A 14,814-nucleotide genomic window follows, 5' to 3' on the forward strand; every position below is an offset into this window, starting at 1 on the left:
CTTGAGCATGACATCTGAAAACACCGATCTCGCCCGCGTTCTCGCCCATATCGACGCCAACAGCGACAGTTTCGTCGAACGGGTGATGGAGTATGTGAAGCACAAGTCGATCAGCGCCTCCAACGAGGGGATCACGGAAGCCGCCGATATCCTCGTCGGCATCCTCAATGGTCTCGGCATGCAGGCCCAGGCGATCACCACCCGCAACCACCCGATGGTGATCGGCCGGATGGAGAACCAGCCCGGCAAGCCGACCGTGTTGCTCTACGGGCATTACGACGTGCAGCCGCCCGAGCCGCTCGACCTCTGGAAAAGCCCGCCCTTCGAGCCCGAGATCCGCGACGGCCGCATCTACGCGCGCGGCATCGGCGACAACAAGGGCCAGCATTTCGCCCAGTTGCTGGCGATTGAATCCTATCTCAAGGTGGTTGGCGAACTGCCCTGCAATGTGATCTTCCTGCTCGAAGGCGAGGAGGAGATCGGCAGTCCCCATATGGCGGAATTCGTCGCCGAACATGCCGACAAGCTCAATGCCGATCTCGTCGTGACCTCGGATGGCTCGCTGCATGACAGCGGCCGCCCGGTCGTCACGTTTGGCGTGCGCGGCGTCGCTTCCTTCGAGCTACGTGCAAAGACTGCCAACCGCGACGCCCATTCCGGCAATTTCGGCGGCGTCATGCCGAACGCGATCTGGAAGCTCGTGCATCTGCTCGCAACCATGAAGAACGACCGCGGCGAGATCACCATAGATGGTATCTACGATCCGGTGGTGCCGCCGACCGATCTGGAATTGCAGGCGATGGCGGCTTTGCCGCTTGATGTCGAGAAGATCAAGGCCGAGCTTTGCATGACGGCGATCGACGAGCCGGCGGATCGTCCCTATTACGAGCGGCTGATGTTCCAGCCGACGCTTACCATCAACGGGCTGCATGGCGGCTATGGCGGGCCGGGGCAGAAGACGGTTCTTCCAAGCGAAGCCTATGCGAAATGCGATATCCGGCTGGTCGAGAGCCTGACGCCGGACTACGTGTTCGAAAAAGTCCGGGCGCATGTGGAAAGATACGCACCCGACGTGGAGTTCGTGCCGCAAAACTCCATGCTGCCGTCGAAGACCCCGATGGACAGCCCGTTCGCATCCGTGATCCGCGAGGCGATCGTCGCTGCCCGCGGCGTCGAGCCACTGCTCTACCCAAGCCTCGGCGGCAGCCTTCCGGACTACGTCTTCACAAAAATCCTCGGCAAACCCGCTTTCGTGGTGCCCTATGCCAATGCCGACCAGGCAAACCACGCCCCCAACGAAAACCTCAAGCTCGACCTCTTCCACGCCGGCATCCGCACCGGTGCTGCACTGCTGGCGAAGCTGGGTGAGATGAAGGGGTGAATGGTAGGGCAGGGATGGTGGATTTCGCCAAACCGCTCAGTCGATCACCAGCATGTTGGCAATGGTCTGTCGAAGATCTATGCCGAGGCTGTGGTCGTACGCTGCCCATGCGCTGGTTATAATAAGTGCCCATAGGACGCTGAACAGGGATCCGACCAGAAAATATTCGGCGAATTCACGCTGATCCAGCTTCTGGAACCTGGCGACCGTTTTCAGTGCTATCACGGCGGCGAGGATCTCCCAACTGTGAACAACGATCCCGGCCGCGAGTATCAGCCTCTCCAGAATGCCGATCACTCGTCCGGCGCTGATGGTCGAGGGAGGACTTTCCGAGACCATGTCCTTCAGGCCGGTCAGATCGAAAAGCTTGCGACATAGCCAGTTGCCTCCGTAAGTCAGCAAGCCCAGTGCGACAGCCGTATAGACGAGTGCGTGGATCATGCGTGCTGCCTTTCGAGCGACAAGGAACCGTCCAGTTCGGCAAGGGCCTCTTGAATGGCATTCCATTGAAGCAGGTAAAGATCAAAGTCTCCAGAGTTTCTGACCTTGTAGATGCTGTGCACGGAAACATTGCGTAGTTTCGCGATCTCGCTTGCCGTCTTTCCCGCCAGAAAGGCCTGGATGTCGTGACGCTGGGTCGGCGTCCATCGACGTTCGATGGCGGTCAGCGTTGCGCCGCCTGCCTCCAGCAGGGTCTCGAGCACCTGATAGCCTGGAATGTGGAACCGGTAATAGGTGGTGGCCGCTTTCTCGTTGAGCTTCGCCCTCGTGGCGGCGAGACCCGTCCCCATCATGTTCCAGGCGCGCTCTGGGTTGAGCGGCGTTTTCAACGCGGCAACTCCGATTGCAAACCGGCAGTCGATGGAATCGCGCATCAAATCGTATCGAACCTTGCGGGCAATCCGCATCGCACCAGCAAGCGAGGTCGCGAAACCCTGGAACTCGTCTCCCAAGGTGATCGTAAGCGGCGAGGCCAGGATTCGAGCAGATTCGGTGTTCTGACGGTCGATCGCTGCGTTAAATTGTTCATGGAGGCGTTCGATAGATGGGCTGATCTCGCTTTGAACGATATCACCCATGATGATCGCAAGAGGATTTTTGTTTGACCCTATCATGGGTCAAATCTACGATTTACCCAAAAAAGGGTCAATCAGAAAATTGACCCCAATCTGGTTCAAAGCTCCTGCCCCTTTCCAACCGGTTCAAACCCCACTGCAACGCTGCAGTTTACATTGCCGCGCTGGCCGCCTAGGCAGGGTGCCACATCAGGAACGGGTAGGTTACGGGTCATGTTGATCAAGCAGAGCGACTATCACCGCATTTACCGGGTCATCAACAGCCTGCTCGTCAACGAGAACGCCAACACCGCCGTTGCCGGGATGTATTTCAGCACGTTCGGGGCGTTCATCCTGCGCCAGCATTATGGTGTGACTGCCACGCCGAAAAGCGGGCTGGCCGCCTACAATCTCGGCGGCACCCGCATCCTCTTCGCAGACCAGCGCGAAGACGGGTATGTCACGGGTGCTGGCGAGAATTTTCATTGCTGGGTGGAGGCCGACGGCTGGGCGATCGATTTCATGGCGCCGGCGTTTTCGCAAAGCGCATCCGAGCTTGGCGTGCCCTCGAAGATGTTCCAGCGGCCTCTGTCGGCCATGGCTTCGAGCATCAACGATCTCGAGCAATCCGGCGATTTCTTCTATCAGTCGGAGCCGGAGGCGAGCGCAAGGCGGTTCGCGGATTGGCACAAGCACGCGATGATCGGTGATCTCGCCTCGGTTGCCGCAAACTGGTTCCGGAAATCGCCCAAGCAGATACCGAAGTCACTGTCCATCGCGAGCGAGCCGGGAAAGAGCGTGCCGTTGCTGGGGAATGCGCTTTCTGGCGCCTGGTGATGTCGGAGGCCTGCGAGCCGGGACAGGCTCGGCGATGACGGCGAGCTCCGCTACGGGGCGTTAGAGGGCGAAATGCTGTCGCACCCCGCCGCCCTTGTGAATTCAGCCCTTCTTCAGCGCCGCATAGGCCACGGCCATCTTGGCGGCGAGGCGGGCGTTGTTTCTCACCAGTTCGATATTGGCTTTCAGGCTTTCACCCTTCGACAGTTCGTTGATGCGAGCGAGCAGGAACGGCGTCAGTTCCTTGCGGCCGATGCCGCGCTCATCCGCTTCGCGCACCGCATCGGCAATCGTGCCGTCGATGAAGTCAGGGGTCAGGGCGGCTTCTTCCGGGATCGGGTTGGCGATCAGGAGGCCGGTGCCGGTGCCGAGCTGGTGGTGGAGATACATGGCGCGGGCAATCTCTTCTGCCGTATCCAGCCGGTGATCGGCCTTGTAGCCGCTCTGGCGGGTGAAGAAGGCCGGGAAGTCCTCGGTGCCGTAGGCAATGACCGGGACGCGCTGGGTTTCCAGGTATTCCAGCGTCTTTGCGATATCGAGGATCGATTTCACGCCGGCGCAGACGACGGCTGTCCTGGTGCGGCCAAGCTCGGTCAGGTCGGCGGAGATGTCGAATGTCTGTTCAGCGCCGCGATGCACGCCGCCGACGCCGCCGGTTGCGAAGATCTCAATGCCGGCGAGGTCTGCCAGAAGCATCGTTGCTGACACCGTCGTACCCGCCGTCTGGCCGCGCACCATGGCAACGGCGAGATCACGGCCCGAGGCCTTGACCACGCCCTTGGCCTGAGCCAGCTTTTCCAGCTCGTCGTGTTCGAGGCCGACGCGGAGTTCACCGTCGATGACGGCGATGGTAGCAGGCACGGCACCGTTTTCACGCACGACTGCCTCGACCGAAAGCGCCGTCTCCAGATTGGCCGGGTAGGGCATGCCATGGGTGATGATGGTCGATTCGAGCGCCACGATGGCACCGCCGTTCGCGAGAGCGTCTGCAACTTCAGGGCTGAGTTTCGGCTTCAGCAATGACATGGGATTTCCTTTCTGGAAGCAGTTCCGGCAAAGCCGTGAAGCGGTTTTGCGTCTGGACCTGCGTTGGGATTAAACACTGGAAGCACTTCCGTACTTCAGGACAAACGGTGCATATGGGCCTGCAAAAAGGCCTCGGAGAGTTCGGGGTGGACGCTTGCAGCGCTTTCGGTGGTGAGCGTCGCCACCAGCGCGCCGATGCGGGCAGCGGTGTGGATGTCGTCGCCGGCAATCACCCGGTGCAGGGTTCCGGCAATCATCGCGTCGCCGGCGCCGGTCATGTCGATCGCTTTTGCTTCGACGGCTTCGAAACTGGCTGAAGCATCGATGCCGGCAACCGCAATGCCGGCTGCCCCCATCGTCACCACCGCCTCGCGGGCGCCGGCCTTCTGCAGGCCGTGTGCCGCCTTCAGTGCGTCGTTGATCGTCTCGCGGGCCGACAGGCCGAGAATGGCGTTCGCCTCGTCGATATTCATGAACAGCAGATCGATACCGGTCAAATCCTTCGGCAGGCGCATGGCCTTGACGGTGGAGACGGCGTCGATGGCAAGCCGGAAGCGTGCGTCGCGCCTGCGCGTGATCAGCGCTGCCAGTGTTTCGGCGGGCGGGTTGCAGTCGGAGAACACGAAGCTTGCGGAAGCCAGATGCGGCCAGACGCGGTCGAGATGTTCGGGTCGCAGCAGGTCGAATATGCCCATGTCAGCGATGCCGAGCGCGAGATCGCCGCGCGGATCGAGGATGGCCGCATATTCAGCGGTCGGGCGCTCGGTGCTGATGATCATCTGGCTGACGTCGATGCCGCGCTCGCGCATATAGGTCATCAGCGTGCGGCCTCCCTCGTCGTCGCCGACGATCGAGATGAAACCGGTTTGCGTGCCAAGACGGGCGAGGTTTTCGGCGACATTGCGGGCAACGCCACCCATGGAGCGGGTGCTGTCGACCGGATTGGACGTGCCCTGAACGATCTCCTGCTTCGCGTGATATTTCCGGTCGAGAACGGCGCCGCCGAGACAGATCGCGCGCGAGGGCTGCGGCATCACATAGCCGCGGCCGAGAACATGGCCCTTCTGCATCAGCTGCACGATATGCGCTGCCACCGTGGAGCGGGCGAGCCCCAGCATCTCGGCAATCTCCTGCTGTCCCGCAAAAGGATTGTCCCTGATAATGCCGAGAACGGCGGCTTCCTGGCTGGTGAGATCGTCCATCGTGGCTTCCCGTGAAGGATCACGGTTTATAAACAACTGTTCATCGCGTCAACAGTTGTTTTGCGCGCGCTTCACGCCGTCAGCTGCGAACCCGCAGGCCGTCCATCAAAAGCATGATCAGGCGATTGCCGCTGGCGCGCCATTCGGGGGAGTCGGGAATGGAATAGATGCTCGACATGGCGTGCATCAGATCCGCCTGGCCGATATCGCTGCGGATGAGATTTGCCTCGCGGCCGTTTGTTAGGAGCCTGTCGAGTGCCTGCCGGATGGTCCCGAACCCCTCCGCAAACAGTGTCGTGTTGGAACTGGCGATGATTTTCAGGCTGTTGGCCATGCCGCGCTTGGTCGCCATATAGCCCACGAAGCGCAGCATCCAGAGCTCCAGTGCCTTGTCGGCCGGGTGGGTGGCTGCAAGTTCGTCCGCTGCTGCCGCCAGTGCCGTCAGCTCGCGGCGATAGACGAGTTCGACCAGATGTTCGCGGGTCGGGAAATGCCGATAGAGCGTGCCGATGCCGACGCCGGCCTGGCGGGCAATCTCTTCCAATGAGGTCTCGACGCCCTTTTCCGCAAATGCCTGCGCTGCCACCTCGACCAGCTTGTCGCGGTTGCGGCGAGCGTCCGCGCGAAGTTTCGGAGCCGGGGTCTGTGCATTTTTCGGCGTGGCCAAAGCCCGAAATCCTGTTCCAGTGGTTAGGCTCTCTGGGGTCGTAATCCTGGTTTCCGGCATCCTGAAACGGATGTTTTCGAAATCCAGCCTTGACTGATCTCAGCGAGCGGCTAGTTTAAACGGAGTTGCCTCCGTTTGAGGCGGCGCATATGTCTTTTTAGATCAGAAGGCGGCCGGATGTCATGTCGAAAGATGTCGCTCCGCCTTATCGACCGCGATCGGCGGCGCGCGTTTAGACGATATCAGGGACCCATGCCCTCGCCAGACGGCCGGTCCAGCCTAATTCTTTGAAATTCTCTTCGTGAAGATTGCAGGAGCCTGTCATGACACGAACCATTCACCTCAACCTCGATATCAACGGCAAGGGTTACGACCTCGATGTCGAGCCGCGCGTGACGCTGCTCGATGCGCTGCGCGACCATCTTGTTCTCACCGGAACCAAAAAGGGTTGCGACCAGGGCCAGTGCGGCGCCTGCACCTGCCATGTGGATGGCAGACGGGTGTTATCCTGTCTCACCCTGGCGGCCCAAGTCGAAGGCCGTCAGGTAGAAACGATCGAAGGACTGTCCGGGGCCGACGGAACCTTGCATGCGGTTCAGGCGGCTTTCCTGGAGCAGGACGCTTTCCAGTGCGGTTATTGCACGCCCGGACAGATCATGTCGGCAGTCGCCTGCATTCGCGAGGGTCATGCGGGATCGGATGCGGAAATCCGCGAATACATGTCCGGCAATCTCTGTCGCTGCGGTGCCTATAACAGCATCGTCGCTGCGGTGCGCCAAGCGGCGCAGGCCGTCGTTCCTGCAACGAAGGAGATGGCCGATGCGTGATTTTTCCTATCTTCGTGCAGCCACCCTCGATGAAGCCCGCCAGGCGGTGCTGCAGGCAGGGGCATCCATTCTGGCCGGCGGCACGACCCTGATCGACCTTGCCAAATGCGGCGTTGCCGAACCGGAAACGGTCGTCGATATCTCCCATCTCGAAGGGCTCTCCGGCATCGAGGTCATGCCAAAGGCGGTCACCATCGGCGCGCTTTCCCGTATGTCTGACGTTGCCGATCATGCGGGCATCAAAGCGGAACTCCCGGCTGTCTCGGAATCGCTGCTGCTTGCGGCGTCGGCGCAGCTGCGCAACATGGCGACGATCGGCGGTAACGTGATGCAGCGTACGCGCTGTCCGTATTTCCGCGATCCGGGCACGTTCCCGGCCTGTAACAAGCGCAATCCCGGCTCTGGCTGTTCGGCGCTTGGCGGCATCACCCGCAACCATGCGGTTCTCGGCACCAGCGAGCACTGTCTCGCCTCCAATCCCGGCGATCTGGCCGTTGCGCTGGTCGCGTTCGACGCGGTCGTCGATCTTGGATCTCGCACGGTACCGTTCGACGAGTTCTTCCTCCTGCCCGGTGATACCCCGGACCGGGAAACCGTGCTTCAGCCCGGCGAGATGATCGTCGGCCTGTCGATCCCCAAAAGCGCTGCCGCGAAAAACTCCACCTACCTGAAGGTCCGCGATCGCCAGTCCTACGAGTTTGCAGCCGCAAGCGCGGCCGTCGGCCTGGAACTGGAAGACGATGGCCGCACGGTCAAGGATATCCGCGTGGCACTTGGCGGCGTTGCCACCAAGCCATGGCGGGCGCGCGCCATCGAACAGGCGCTGATCGGCAAAGTGCTCGACGATGCCACCATCAAAGCAGCAAGCCTGCTTGCCATGGAGGGCGCCGTTGCTCAGGGCGACACTCAATACAAGATCGATCTTGTGCCGCGGGTCGTCGCCCGGGCGATCGAGACGGTCTCGACGGACAAATCTGGAGGTCTCGCATGACTATTATGCCCCCCCGCAAACACGGCGATGCCTCCGATGGCATGGTCGGCGGACGTCTGACCCGGTTCGAAGGCAGCCTCAAGCTCACAGGTGCTGCCACCTATGCGCTGGAATACCCGATCGATAACCTCGCCCACGCGGCTCTCGTGCAGAGCACGATTGCTGCAGGCCGCGTCGTCAACGTCGATGCGAGCAGAGCGCTCGCCTCGCCCGGCGTCCTGATGGTGCTGACACCGGAAGACGATCTCGGACTGCGTGTCTCAGCCGACTGGCAGGGCAACCGGCCGGAAGACAAGCCCTATCATCCGCTGCCGCGCGAGGTGCAGTTCAACGGTCAGTCGATTGCAGCCGTGATTGCCGAAAGCCGCGAACAGGCGACGGAAGCCGCAAAGCTTGTTGTCGTCACCTATGAGGAAACGTCGCCGGTCATGAGCATCGACGATCCGGCGGCTGGCGACGGCAAGCTGATGGACAATCTCACCATCGGCTGGGGAGATGCGGAAGCCGCCCTTGCGGCATCGCCGGTCCGGATCGAAAGCGAATACAGCACGCCGCGCGAATACCACTGCGCCATGGAGCCGCACGGGCTGACCGCCAAGTGGGACGGCGACGAGCTGACGATCTGGGAACCGAGCCAGTGGTCGCACGGCATGGCCCGCATGTATGCCGAATGGTTCGCCATGGACTACGAAAAGGTGCGGATCATCTCGCCCTATATCGGCGGCGGTTTCGGCTCCAAGGGCCAGCCGCTCGCCTATGGCGCGGTGGCGGTTGCGGCAGCCAGGAAGCTCGGCCGGCCGGTCCAGCTTGCCGTCACACGGCCGCAGAACTTCACTAGCTACGGCGGTCGTGCGGCAACCCGCCAGACGATCGCGCTCGGCGCTTCCGAAGACGGTGTGCTGCAGGCGATCGTCCATCGCGGCCGGACCGAGACGTCAGTCTATATGGATTACCCGGAACAGACGGGGGCAGCGACGCCCATCCTCTACAAGGTGGAAAACTTCTCCTCCCAGTCGCGCGTCGTGCCGGTAAACACCGTCACTCCCGGCGCGCTGAGGGGCCCGGGCAAGAACCCCAGCGCCTACGGCATCGAAAGCGCCATGGAAGAGCTTGCCTACAAGCTCGATATGGATCCGCTGGAACTGCGGCTGAAGAACTATGCCGATCACGACTATCAGTCCGGCAAGCCTTGGTCGACGCGGATGCTGCGCGAAGCCTTGACGCAAGGGGCAGCCGCCTTCGGCTGGGAAAAGCGCAGCCATCAGCCCCGCTCGATGCGGGACGGCAAGACGCTGATCGGCTGGGGCATCGGCTGCGGCACGTTTCCGGTCATCCGGGCACCGTCGGAAGCGATGATCCGCGTGCTCGCGAACGGCCGCGTCGAGGTGGTCAGCGGCTCGATCGACATGGGGCAGGGCACTTATACGATCCTTGCCCAGACGGCAGCCGAAGCACTCGGCGTGCCGGTCTCGCAGGTCGACGTGCTCCTGGGTGACAGCCGCATGCCCGGCTCATCGATTGCCGGCGGATCGATGCTGGCGGGATCCATCACCGGTGCCGTGCACAAGGCAGCGATCGCAGTCCGCGACGAACTGATCGGCCTTGCGCTCAACGAGACCGGCTCGCCGTTCCGCGATACCGGCGCCAACACGCTCTCTCTGGTTGGCGGGCGGATCGAGGCATCGCGCGGCGGTGGACCATCGCTGTCGCTGCAGGAGCTGATGCAGGCTGTTGGCCGCAATGAGCTCGAGATCCGCCGCAACACGCTTGCCGAAAACGCGCAGTCGCCTGATGATCAGAAACAGGCCTGGACCACCATGTCCAAGGTGCAGGGGCCGACCTCGGGCGATCTTTCCATGCACAGTTGGGCTGCCCATTTCGTCGAAGTCCGGATCGACGAGGATTTCGGGACGATCCGGGTCTCGCGCATGGTCTCCGCCTTCGATTGCGGCCGCCTCTACAATCCGAAGCTGGTGGAAAGCCAGTGGAAGGGCGGCATCATCATGGGCATTGGCCAGGCGCTGCTGGAGGAAGGTGTCGTCGATCCGCGCAACGGCCGCACCATCAACAGCAACATGGCCGACTATCTGGTGCCGACCAATGCCGACATTCCGGATATCGAGGTGATCTCGGTCGGCGTGCCGGATCTCGACGCATCCACGCTCGGCGGCAAAGGGGTTGGCGAAGTCGGCATCGTCGGCGTCGCCCCGGCAATCGCCAACGCCGTCTTCCACGCGACAGGCAAACGCATCCGCGACCTGCCGATCACGCTCGAAAAGCTGATGTGATCTCCTGGGCTGTCGCTCTGGCGGCAGCCCTTCCCACATTGGGCGGTATCAGCTGGCTTAAACGTCGCTTGCGGTGTTACCGCAACCCAAGCGGTCCCCACACCCTTACGTCGCCAGAACTTGTTTTCGGATCACCAACGACCGCATTGATGTAGCTGTGGTTAGGCTTTGCATCCGGAACTCTGGAAGGAAACGTAGTACGTGCAAATAGCATGAGGCGGGCATCTGCCTTGGGATTTCCAGTCGATTTCCTCATGGAAACTGTGGCCATTTTTCCCGCCGCATCTGTCCTGATCATGACCTCTCCAATTCGTTCACCAGGACTGCAGCCGACAACGAGAAAGCTCAGTAAGACTAGGGCTATCGGACGCATGAAAATTCCTGGAGCAACGGAAGGGTGATCAACTTTCCGTTGCATATTCTTCAAGGCAAAGCAACGGGATAGGCCGACGCCGCTCAATCCTCCGAATACCGTTCCTCGGCCCAGGGATCGCCGCGCATGTGGTAGCCGTTCTTTTCCCAGAAGCCGGCATTGTCGATGCCGAGGAAGTCGATCCGCTTCAGCCATTTGGCGCTTTTCCAGAAATAGAGATGCGGCACGACAAGGCGCACCGGTCCACCATGCTCTTCGGTCAGCGGCTTGCCGTCCCAGTGGGTCACGATGAGCGCGTCGGGAACTGCGAAATCGGAGAGGAGAACGTTTGTCGTGTAGCCGTCATAAGCGGTCAGCATCACCGCGGTCGCCTTGTCGGTCGGCTCCACGGCATCGAGCAGGTCGCGGGTGGAGACGCCCTTCCAGTCGTTGTCGTAGCGCGACCATGTTGTCACGCAATGGATATCGGAGCGCATCTCGGTCTGCGGCAGTGCCTGGAAACTGTCCCAGTTGAAGGTCGTCGGCTTGTTGACGAGCCCGTAGATGTCGAGCTTCCACTGTGACGGCGAAATGCTGGGCTGCTGGCCGAGATCGAGCACCGGCCAGTTCTTGACCAGATGCTGGCCCGGCGGCAGGCGATCGGTATCTGGCCGTGCATGCCGGCCGGTCAGGAATTTTCCCTCATCAGCCCATTTGCGCTTGGTGCTGGTGAGCTTGGAATCCTGCGGAAGATTGTCGTCCATAAGTGGTTCTCCTTGCCTCGGAGGATAATCTGATAAACAACAAGGGCAATCAATTCCTGACGCCACCGCCCGAGATTTCGTCGAGACCCCATGCCCGCCACCCATCCGCGCCTGAATGCCCGCTTCAACCCCTTGATCGAACAACTGTCGCTGCCACCGGTTCCAGCCGTCGCGGCCTGGGGGCGTGCCTATGACAAGGCTCTGGGGCCGCTGATCGATCTGTCGCAGGCGGTGCCCGGCTATCCTGCCCATCCGGACATGCTGCGGCTTCTGGGCGAGACGGCGTCGTCAAAAGCCTATACCGGCTACGGCCCGATCGAGGGCGAAACGGTTCTGCGCACCGCCTATGCAAGCCACGTCTCCGAGGTCTATGGCGCAGCGCTTGCCGAGACAAACATCCACATCACCTCCGGCTGCAACCAGGCTTTCGTCTGCGCGGCGATGACGGTTGCCGGTCCCGGCAGCACCATCCTGATGACCGAGCCGTTCTATTTCAACCATGAAACGACGCTTGCGATGATGGGCATCGGCACCGCCTTCGTGCCCTGTTCTGCCGAAAACGGGTTCCTGCCGGATCTGGTGTCGCTCGAAGCGGCGATGACCGATGGGGTCAAGGCGCTGGCGCTGGTGTCGCCCAACAATCCGACCGGCGCCATCTATCCTGCGTCGCTGCTCGAGGCGATCTTTAGGCTATGCCAGGAAAAAGGCATCTGGCTGATCCTCGACGAGACCTATCGCGATTTTCTGCCGCAAGCGGGAAGCCGTGCCCATGGCCTGTTTTCGCAGTCCGGATGGGAAGAAACGCTGATCAGCCTCTACAGCTTTTCCAAATCCTTCTGCATCCCCGGCCATCGTCTCGGTGCCATCACCGCCGGCGAGGCGGCGATCGGCCAGATCGCCAAGATCATGGACAATCTGCAGATCTGCGCGCCGAGAGCCGCCCAGGCAGCGGTTGCCGAAGCGCTGCCGTTGCTCACCGCCTGGCGGGAGGAAAACCGCCAGGAAATCGGCCGCCGTGCCGAAGCGCTGAAAGCCGTCATGCGCGGCGTCTCCGGTTGGAAGCTCGATGCGATCGGCGCCTATTTCGCCTTCGTGCGGCATCCCTTCCCGGGCAGGGGCTCGGCGGAAGTGGCCGAACAGCTCGCCAAACGCGCCGGCATCAGCTGCATCCCCGGCGTCTATTTCGGGCAAGGCCAGGATGGCTATCTGCGGTTTGCCTTTGCCAATGCGGATGTCGAAACCATCGGTCTTCTGGAAGAACGTTTACGGAACTTTTCGCTGTCGTAAAGCGGCTGCCGGCTCTATAAGGGACCATGGTTCAGAGAGCAGGCAGCGCCGATCTTCCGCTTCATGGTGGCCGGGTTCCCCGGTGGCTGGGCGACCGCATGACCAAGCTCGGCGCCGTCATCACCGAAGCCATCGTTCTGCACTACGGCCGTGACGAATTGCTCAGCCGGTTGGCACATCCGTTCTGGTTCCAGTCCTTCGGGGCGGTGATGGGCATGGACTGGCATTCATCCGGCATCACCACCAGCGTCATCGGCGCACTCAAACGCGGGCTGACGCCGATGTCCGGCGAACTCGGTATTCATGTCTGCGGCGGTCGCGGTCGCAATTCGCGGCAGACGCCGGACGAGTTGATCGCCATCGGCAACCGCGTCGGCATCGATGGCTTTGCCCTTGCCAAGACCAGCCGGCTCGTCGCCAAGGTTGACAGCGCCGCCGTGCAGGACGGTTTCGATCTCTACCTGCACGGTTTCATCGTCACCGACGATGGCAAATGGGTCGTCGTCCAGCAGGGCATGAACGGCGACAGGAAGCAGGCGCGGCGCTATCACTGGCAGTCGCAGGGCCTCAAAAGCTTCGTGGATTCGCCGCATGCAGCGATCGAGGGCCGCGGCCAGGGCGACATCGTCAACCTCGCCGATCACCGGGCAGAGGCCTCGCGCCATGGTCAACTCGATCTGCTCGCATCGCTTAGCCCCGACCGCATCGTCCGCGAGGTGATCGCCATCGATCCGGGCCGGCAGCGCAAGAAGGATCTGTCGCAGCCGATGTTGCCGCATCTGATCATGCCTGACCATCACGACGTCCGGCAGGAAGACGTCAACATGAGGCGCCTGCATGGCACGCTTGCCGCCGCTGCCGATCGCGGCCCAAAAGATTTCGAGGATCTGCTTCTGACGCCCGGCGTCGGCGCCCGCACCGTGTCGGCGCTCGCGATGGTCGCCGAAGTTGTGCACGGCGCGCCATGCCGGTTTTCCGATCCGGCGCGGTTTTCACTCGCCCATGGCGGCAAGGACCGGCATCCGTTCCCGGTGCCGATCCGGGTCTATGACGAGACGATCAGGGTGATGAAATCGGCCGTCGGCAAGGCAAGGCTTGGCCGCGACGAGGAAATGCAGGCGTTGCGCCGCCTAGACGACCAGGCCCGCCAGCTTGAGAGATACGTGACCGGCCCCGACCTCAAGGAAATCGTCGCCGGCGAATTTTCCCGCTCGCACGAATGGGGCGGGCGGAGTGTGTTCGGATGGGAGCCTGAGGCAGAAGACGATAAACGGACGGGGTAATTGCCTTCTGCGCTCGTCCCATATCCACCGAAACTGAAGGCTCCTCGTTCCAGAGGCGGCCGGGAGACCAGCAATTTGTCGCATGAAACGGAGACGCGAAGCGCCGGGTGGCGATCGTTCGTGGCCGATACGTTAGCCCTCATCCTGTTCTTCACCACGACCGGCATCATCAACGAGCGGTTCGTTGCAGGAATGAGCTGGGAGCAGGTTTTTGACGCGCGCCTTCTCGGTGCCGTGCTGATGGTTCCCTCGGGACGTCCATACGGGCTTTGGCGAGACTGGGTAATGCGCTTTGCCGGCCCCGGGCGCATGTCACAGATCCTGTGGGATACGCTTGCGCTCGTCAGCTTCCAGGTGCCGCTCTATGCGGCGATCCTCGCCATCACCGGTGCTGATAGTGCCGAACTTTTGCGGGGAACACTGGGTGTGATCGTGATCATGCTGGCATCTGGGCGGCCCTACGGAGCCTTCCTCAACTTCATCAGGCGCCGCTTCGGCCTGTCGCCGGGCGGAACGAAGCCGATGTCTCTCAACACGTGAGTGGGTGGTGCCAGGGGAAGAAAATGCCCGGGCACCGAGACTGCTGACGAACTCTGAAGAAGCTTTTTTCACGGGAGCGATACCCCACCCTCCCTCATCCTCGCCCTTGTGGCGAGGATCCAGCGACCCGACGTCCGTCGGGTCAAAGACTCCTTCAGCTCAAGGACTTGAGCTGACTGGATCCCCGCCACAAGGGCGAGGATGAGGGGAGTTTGGTGACAGGCTCAGTTTCCCAAGTAACCTGCAGAATTGTTAGATAAACCAGCAGTCTGATGCGCCCGGGAAGAAATCCCCGGGCACATGATTCTATTGGC

The 14,814-nt window shown here is 61.7% G+C and carries 14 protein-coding genes; 8 read left to right on the top strand and 6 right to left on the bottom strand.

Going from position 1 to position 14,814, the window contains the following annotated elements:
• Positions 1-7 precede the first annotated feature (7 nt).
• The gene (locus ACQY1L_RS00780) at positions 8-1,381 is read left to right on the top strand and encodes a M20/M25/M40 family metallo-hydrolase (RefSeq protein WP_430242128.1); all 1,374 of its coding nucleotides are present in this window, start codon (positions 8-10) and stop codon (positions 1,379-1,381) included.
• 36 nt (positions 1,382-1,417) lie between these two features.
• Here ACQY1L_RS00780 and ACQY1L_RS00785 read toward each other — a convergent pair whose 3' ends face one another.
• Together ACQY1L_RS00785 and ACQY1L_RS00790 are read right to left on the bottom strand one after the other, a co-directional pair.
• Positions 1,418-1,822, bottom strand: coding sequence for a hypothetical protein (locus tag ACQY1L_RS00785; protein WP_062581889.1), 405 nt, complete (start codon positions 1,820-1,822; stop codon positions 1,418-1,420).
• Positions 1,819-2,460, bottom strand: a complete 642-nt coding sequence (locus ACQY1L_RS00790) for a SatD family protein (RefSeq protein ID WP_430242130.1) — start codon at positions 2,458-2,460, stop codon at positions 1,819-1,821. The genes ACQY1L_RS00785 and ACQY1L_RS00790 overlap by 4 nt, the downstream gene beginning before the upstream one ends.
• A 210-nt stretch (positions 2,461-2,670) precedes the next feature.
• Between ACQY1L_RS00790 and ACQY1L_RS00795 the strand changes: the two genes are divergently transcribed.
• A complete protein-coding gene (locus ACQY1L_RS00795) occupies positions 2,671-3,273 on the top strand; it encodes a DUF2026 family protein (protein ID WP_430242132.1) in 603 nt (200 codons plus the stop codon).
• A gap of 102 nt (positions 3,274-3,375) precedes the next feature.
• Here the strand turns inward: ACQY1L_RS00795 and ACQY1L_RS00800 are convergent, their stop codons facing one another.
• The 3 genes from ACQY1L_RS00800 to ACQY1L_RS00810 all read right to left on the bottom strand — a co-directional run bounded on the left by ACQY1L_RS00800 (position 3,376) and on the right by ACQY1L_RS00810 (position 6,228).
• Entirely contained in the window at positions 3,376-4,299 is a 924-nt protein-coding gene (locus ACQY1L_RS00800) for a pseudouridine-5'-phosphate glycosidase (RefSeq protein WP_430242134.1), read from the bottom strand.
• 95 nt (positions 4,300-4,394) lie between these two features.
• Positions 4,395-5,501, bottom strand: coding sequence for a carbohydrate kinase (locus tag ACQY1L_RS00805; RefSeq protein ID WP_430242136.1), 1,107 nt, complete (start codon positions 5,499-5,501; stop codon positions 4,395-4,397).
• A gap of 79 nt (positions 5,502-5,580) precedes the next feature.
• Positions 5,581-6,228: a TetR/AcrR family transcriptional regulator gene (locus tag ACQY1L_RS00810; RefSeq protein WP_430242138.1), complete on the bottom strand. Its 648-nt coding sequence runs from the start codon at positions 6,226-6,228 to the stop codon at positions 5,581-5,583.
• Positions 6,229-6,491: 263 nt separating this feature from the next.
• Here ACQY1L_RS00810 and ACQY1L_RS00815 point away from each other — a divergent pair, with 263 nt between their 5' ends.
• From ACQY1L_RS00815 to ACQY1L_RS00825, 3 genes are read left to right on the top strand one after another with little or no spacing between them, the layout of a single operon-like run.
• Positions 6,492-6,995: a (2Fe-2S)-binding protein gene (locus tag ACQY1L_RS00815; protein ID WP_062461544.1), complete on the top strand. Its 504-nt coding sequence runs from the start codon at positions 6,492-6,494 to the stop codon at positions 6,993-6,995.
• Positions 6,988-7,986 carry an FAD binding domain-containing protein gene (locus tag ACQY1L_RS00820; RefSeq protein WP_430242140.1) on the top strand — a complete coding sequence of 333 codons (999 nt, stop codon included), beginning with the start codon at positions 6,988-6,990 and terminating at the stop codon, positions 7,984-7,986. The genes ACQY1L_RS00815 and ACQY1L_RS00820 overlap by 8 nt, the downstream gene beginning before the upstream one ends.
• Positions 7,983-10,274: a xanthine dehydrogenase family protein molybdopterin-binding subunit gene (locus tag ACQY1L_RS00825; RefSeq protein ID WP_430261934.1), complete on the top strand. Its 2,292-nt coding sequence runs from the start codon at positions 7,983-7,985 to the stop codon at positions 10,272-10,274. Before ACQY1L_RS00820 ends, ACQY1L_RS00825 begins: the two co-directional genes overlap by 4 nt.
• A 456-nt stretch (positions 10,275-10,730) precedes the next feature.
• Here ACQY1L_RS00825 and ACQY1L_RS00830 read toward each other — a convergent pair whose 3' ends face one another.
• Positions 10,731-11,390, bottom strand: a complete 660-nt coding sequence (locus tag ACQY1L_RS00830; protein ID WP_430242144.1) for a sulfite oxidase-like oxidoreductase — start codon at positions 11,388-11,390, stop codon at positions 10,731-10,733.
• 90 nt (positions 11,391-11,480) lie between these two features.
• Here ACQY1L_RS00830 and ACQY1L_RS00835 point away from each other — a divergent pair, with 90 nt between their 5' ends.
• From ACQY1L_RS00835 to alaE, 3 genes are all read left to right on the top strand, one after another.
• Entirely contained in the window at positions 11,481-12,677 is a 1,197-nt protein-coding gene (locus ACQY1L_RS00835; RefSeq protein WP_430242146.1) for an aminotransferase, read from the top strand.
• Between the two features lie 26 nt (positions 12,678-12,703).
• Complete coding sequence (locus ACQY1L_RS00840; protein ID WP_430242148.1) at positions 12,704-13,960, top strand: DUF763 domain-containing protein; 1,257 nt, start codon at positions 12,704-12,706, stop codon at positions 13,958-13,960.
• 75 nt (positions 13,961-14,035) lie between these two features.
• Positions 14,036-14,500, top strand: coding sequence for an L-alanine exporter AlaE (alaE, locus tag ACQY1L_RS00845; protein WP_430242150.1), 465 nt, complete (start codon positions 14,036-14,038; stop codon positions 14,498-14,500).
• Positions 14,501-14,814: the final 314 nt, after the last annotated feature.

It is taken from the genome of Neorhizobium sp. DAR64862/K0K3 (assembly GCF_050500185.1).
Taxonomy (GTDB): domain Bacteria; phylum Pseudomonadota; class Alphaproteobacteria; order Rhizobiales; family Rhizobiaceae; genus Neorhizobium; species Neorhizobium soli.